Source organism: Phormidium sp. CCY1219 (assembly GCF_035615515.1).
Taxonomy (GTDB): domain Bacteria; phylum Cyanobacteriota; class Cyanobacteriia; order Cyanobacteriales; family Laspinemataceae; genus CCY1219.
The window spans coordinates 1-5,507 of the sequence record NZ_JAJENT010000215.1; the positions used below are offsets into that span (position 1 = coordinate 1).

The following is a 5,507-nucleotide window of genomic DNA, read 5'->3' on the forward strand; positions in this document are numbered from 1 at the left end:
TCGCGTGGGGTTAGTAGATTTGATGACTTGGCAACAGGTCGATACCAATTCAGAAACTCCTGAAATAGATCCGATTGACTTACCGGATGGTGCTTCCCCTCAATCGATTGCCCTCGACCCTGGAGATAACTATGCCTACATTGCTGACGGCAAAATAGGAGCGCTTTACATACTGGATATCAATCCCAATTCAGCGACCTATCATCAAGTGATTCAGACTATTTCATGGCCCTCTGCATCATGGGGATTGCGCCAGATATCGATGAGTAGTGATGGCCGAAAGCTCTTCGTTGCGGCTCCCGATTTTTCTTGGCCGTTTTCTAACACTAATGGCCAGATTCACGTTATTAATATCGACCCGCGCGATCGCCCTACCAATCCTGATAACAATCCTCGATTGTGGCATGAAAAAATTGGCTCGATTTCTACTTATTCAGAGGTAGATGGTGTTTTCGCGAAGAACAATGGTGGGATTGCTTTTACCAACTCCAGACGAGATAGTGCGGGTTTTGGAGTCGTGGAAATCCTTAATGATGATCCACTTAATTTCACGGTGGGTACTCCCCGCTACGTCTCATTAGGTCTAGGCAGTATTAGCGATTACTTCGATATCAACTGGGCGGTGTCAGTAGACATTCTGAAGGATGGCTCTTACGCATTTGTGGCCTCTAAAAATAATAGCTCGCAAACCGGGTTAGAGAGTATTGATGGGCTGCGAGCGGGGAGTAATATTGGGATAATTAAAGACCCGTTTGGTTTTAATACGAAGTTAGTCGCAGCCACGAGACCGATTCCCGGTGGCAAAACGGCGGATTTGGTGCTTTCTAGTGATGAGAAATATCTGTATGCTTCTTACCCGGGTTTAGAATTGTCTGATTCAACGGATAAAGGTGGCATCTTCGTGTTTGATGTGGAGGAAATGATTGCCACTGTAGAAAATCCCGGGAATTTCTGGCTGGATAGTTTGAAGCGAGGGGTAGGCAGTGTTGGGTTTAATGAGAACACGAAACGGTTGGCGAGTGAAAATGATTTGGGATCTGTGCCGATTGATGATATTAATCCGGACATCAGTGTAGCGGCAGATTATGAGATTATTGGGGGCAATTGGCAGTATGACTTTACTTTTGGCGTTCCGGAGGACACGATAAAAGCTCCGCTGGGGATTGGAGGAATGCCGACGGGTTTGACCTTAGTATCGGCATCAAACCCGTTGCAATTGGTGAGTCCGGGAATCAGTGGATTTGCTGATTCTTTGACGCCTACATTCGAGTGGAAATTTGGGGATGAGGATGAGGATGATGTTTGTGCTTCTCCTGTTGATGAGGATGAGGTGAAGGAAGTAAGGCTTTATGTAAGCGTGTTTCCGAAGGGAGAGGGGTTGTTACCGGGGGATACCTGGCGGGAATTAGACTCACTCTCACCAGGAAGGGATTACAATCCGAATCGGATTTTGACGGCGACTTGGAAAGAGGGTGTGTGGACTTGGAATGGTGGCTCTCAAGCGGGTTCAAAAGACCAGTTTACACTGCCTAATGACCGAATATTGACGGCGGGTCAGGAGTATCATTGGGCGGTAGAAGCGGTGATTAATGGCTCACCGAGGCCAGTTGTTGAGGATAGTAAATTCCAAACTCCACAAGCGGTTCAACCCGGTATTGACGGCAACGCTTTTAGTAGCATCACAGTATTGACTCGGGGATTAGAAGTTCAACCCAATCTAATCAACCAGCAACTTGAACAAATGGCGTTGCACATCACCCAACCCTTCTCCCCAGAGGATGACGGGGGTTTAGTTATGTACTATGAACCGGGAACAGGTCAATGGTATTGGCGCAACAACCAAGGCACCAAAATTTACAACATCCCCGAAAGTAAATTTGGCTCTCCCTTAGTTCTCATCCCCGACTTAGAAATGACCCCTCATAAAACCGGCTATAATTCCGGGTTTGCTGAAGCCGCAGCCGATGCAATGTTCGCTTCTTTGGTTAGCTTAAACCAACAGTTAAACAACGACGCCTTCTTTAAGTCGCCGATGCATTTTATTGGCGTGGGTCAAGGAGCAGTTATCAACAGTGAAATCATTCAACGCATGGGAACTTTCTTCCCGAATTTGTGGGCAACTGATGATAACCGCGCTGACTTGATGATGACCACTATCGACCCTCACGATTTCAGCCAATCTTCTTTACCGTCGCCTTTACGAAGCCGGAATGACCCGGAAGTTAAGGTTTGGGAAAATGTCACATTTGCTGATAATTATTACCAAAATGTGGCGGAGTCTGAGGAACCGAGAACTAAGACAAGGAATGGACGGGAGATTGATGCCGCAGATTGGAATGTTGTTTTGAGCCAGAGGGCTGGTTTTACCCCGGATGACACTGAAAATAGTCCGCATCGACAAGCGTTAGCCTGGTATGCAGGAACGACTAATCTCAGTGGTAGCGAATTGCCACTGTTAGAAGGAGCAAGGGAAGGGGAGAAGATTTACCGACGTTTGGGCGATTTGGAACCTTTAGATCGTACTCCCAATAGCGATTTAACTTGGTACAGTCCTGATTATCGGGGATATCCTGACATTCATGGGGCGCAAAATGCACCTTGGGAGGGGATTGGTACGGGTTGGTTTTATTCGGTTTTGGGTGGGGGATACCAGAAGCGTCCCGATGCACTGTTGGGAGTTCGCACGGAGGTAAGTTTTGATAATACGGCACAACGGAGGATGCGGGGGGATTTTGCAGTTCCGACACTGTTTAATGGGAATTTTGATGCGATTACCAGTCGGTTTGAGCAACAGAATATTCCGGGGTGGTCGTTTTATAATGGCAATCAAAACACGACTCAAAATGTGTCGCAAAGGCATTTGGTGGAATGGAGTGATATAGGCAAGGAAGAGGGTTCAGTTGGTAGCTTAGACGCTGATTTTTTAGCTGGGGTTGGCTACGATATGAGTCAACCTAATTATGCTTTGAAGTTATCCAATGACGGGCAGAATCAGGTCACCCATAACCGTTTTGTGGTTCCGGAATGGGGTACGTTGCGGTTCGATTTGCACGTGCCGAAACCCAAGGATGGTCTTTTCAAGGTTTCTATCAAAGGAACGGAACCGGATGATGAGTGGCTTTCAGCAGGAGAAATCGATCTGAAGCTCGCTGAACATCCGGCTGAAAGCGAAAGCGCCGTTGGCTATTATGACTATGTAAACGGAGAATATATAGACCCCTACACTTACAGTCTTGATTATGCTTTACAGGGGTTTGAGACCTTCCATTTAGATATTCCCGAAAACCTGCGTGGGAAGTCGGCAGTGTTGCAATTTACCCTAGAAGGAGAGAGCACAGTTTATCTGGATGATGTGTTCTTCAAAAGCACTCATCTGAAGTTAGGCAATCCTACTTTTGCGCGTCCCTTTGAAGATACGCATCGAGAGAATTACCTGATTGAGAAGCCCCAATACTCCCTATCTTATAACGATGCGATTAAAGGACCTAATTGGGTGAGTTGGCAGTTAAATAAATCGTGGTTGGGAAATGTAACTAGACCAGGTCCAGAGGAGGCAAGAGCTATTGGCTATCCTCCTACTAACTTTCCTCCTGACTCAGTGTACTCTGCCGATATATTAGACTACCCGTGGCTATCAGACAGCACTCTTCCTACCGATTGGGTGAAAACTGCAAGTCCAGACTACAGAGCCAGCTTTGGACTTAATAAAGGACATATGACCCCGTCCGAAGCTCGAACTAGAACGAAGAAGGATATTTACTCGACTTACTTCACAACGAACGCACTTCCACAACATGAGGATGCTAATCAGTTTGGGGCTTGGAGAAAGTTTGAAGAATATAGCCAAACTACCGTTAAAAATGACAATAAAGAACTGTACGTTATTGCAGGCGGGTTTGGCTATGGTTCGGAAAGAAAAATCGGTTTTCCTTACCGAACCGTTCATAACAGCATATTACTGAACGATGGAGTTGTTTCTACGGATGGGAATGGTAGACCTAAACTAGCCTCTTCATTGCCGAAAGATTCAGATGGAAGACCCGATACCCAATTTAGCCTACAGCCAGTAGAAAATGCCAAACTAATTCGGGTTCCTGAATATATCTGGAAAATTGCTGTGGTCATGGAACCCGGTCAGGAAATAGCCGATATTACTGACCAGACTCAGGTGTACGCAGTGATAACACCTAACCGATCTCAACTCAGCACTCCAGGACCTTTTTCATTACCCAATGGAGTGATGAAAGATATTACGGATTGGAATGACTGGAGACAATGGCAAGTTAGCGTTGACTATCTTGAGGAGATAACCGGCTATGATTTCTTGTCCAATGTGCCTCAAGCAATTCAAAGAGCGATCGAAAGCTGAAGTCCGATTTCTCTGACCGCTTCTTCAGCGTCACGGCTACTTTTATTTTTGATTTTTTGGAGAAGACTGACGCAAAAATAACATTATAGGGGCTTCTGGGTTGACGCCTAATAGAGAAAATGCGTCAGTCATGTTTGAATAATTTTTCGTTCGTAAAATTCTCTTTTTCTCTTAGGACAGCTCGTTACAAAAAATTTAAGTTTCCGTACCGAATTAATTACACAGTTAAGGGCTCGATTAACTCAGGCGTCTAGCCCAAACGAATGTGTAATCTATTTTGCATACTTACTACTCGGGAAATGGTTCTGGATCGGTGATGACCTCTCCATTGGGCCAGATGGTTTCGCGGCATACGCAGTCAACGAAGACAATGTTGTCAAAAATGGCTCCTCTGAAATTAGTTCTACCTATCGAGGCTTCAAACATCTCGGCAGAGCTAAAATTAGCTTCTTCACAAATGGCATCGTACAAAGCCGTTTCTTGCAGCAGTACCCTTTCTAGGTTGGCACGCCTGAGGTTAGCCTCCACTAAAATAGAGAAAGACAAGTTAGCCCCTTCCAAGTTAGCCCCTTCCAAGTTAGCCCCTTCGAGATCGGCGCTAGTTATAGAAGCTAGTCTTAAGTCGGAGCCTTCTAAAATGGCATTTATCAGATTGGTTTGGTCCAGTTTGGCATTCCTCAAGATCGCAAATCTAAGATTAGAATTATTCAGAGTGGCCCCAAACAAGTTGGCACCAGTCAGGTTAGCCCGACTCAAGTCAACTCCACTTAACCGGGCATTCCTCAGATCGACTCTAGCAAAATCTCTTTCTCCCAAGGCATAACGTCTGAGTAACTCCTCAACCTCCATAACTCTCCTTCCAAATTTAATTGTACCTTTAATAATAGCGCGAGTGGTTCTAGTTCTGGCAAGTGAAAAGTTCTGTAGTGGCGAAAGAAACAGCCGATGCGATTAGCATTATCAATGCCCATGCGCCCGAATCAGTAATTGAAGCAGGCAGCAGCTCAGATTTATTACGCGCTAACATTCCCGTAGGAACAGAAGACCGGGAAGATAAACCAGTAGAATTGGTAGCCACCAACAATGCAACGCGAGCTTATGTGTTGTTACAAGAATCAGGTCGCGTGGGGTTAGTAGA

At 45.7% G+C, this 5,507-nt stretch carries 3 protein-coding genes; 2 read left to right on the top strand and 1 reads right to left on the bottom strand.

Annotated elements, in window-relative coordinates:
* Positions 1-22: 22 nt before the first annotated feature.
* The gene (locus LKK83_RS01830) at positions 23-4,369 is read left to right on the top strand and encodes a DNA/RNA non-specific endonuclease (protein WP_324629060.1); all 4,347 of its coding nucleotides are present in this window, start codon (positions 23-25) and stop codon (positions 4,367-4,369) included.
* Between the two features lie 288 nt (positions 4,370-4,657).
* Here LKK83_RS01830 and LKK83_RS01835 read toward each other — a convergent pair whose 3' ends face one another.
* Complete coding sequence (locus LKK83_RS01835; RefSeq protein ID WP_324629061.1) at positions 4,658-5,218, bottom strand: pentapeptide repeat-containing protein; 561 nt, start codon at positions 5,216-5,218, stop codon at positions 4,658-4,660.
* A 62-nt stretch (positions 5,219-5,280) separates the two neighbouring features.
* Here LKK83_RS01835 and LKK83_RS01840 point away from each other — a divergent pair.
* Positions 5,281-5,507: hypothetical protein (locus tag LKK83_RS01840; protein ID WP_324629063.1), on the top strand; the 227-nt coding region annotated here is incomplete at its 3' end.

Coding starts and splice junctions, on each gene's coding strand:
- LKK83_RS01830 (WP_324629060.1), top strand. CDS start 23: ATGACTTGGCAACAGGTCGATACCAATTCAGAAACTCCTGAAATAGAT.
- LKK83_RS01835 (WP_324629061.1), bottom strand. CDS start 5,218: ATGGAGGTTGAGGAGTTACTCAGACGTTATGCCTTGGGAGAAAGAGAT.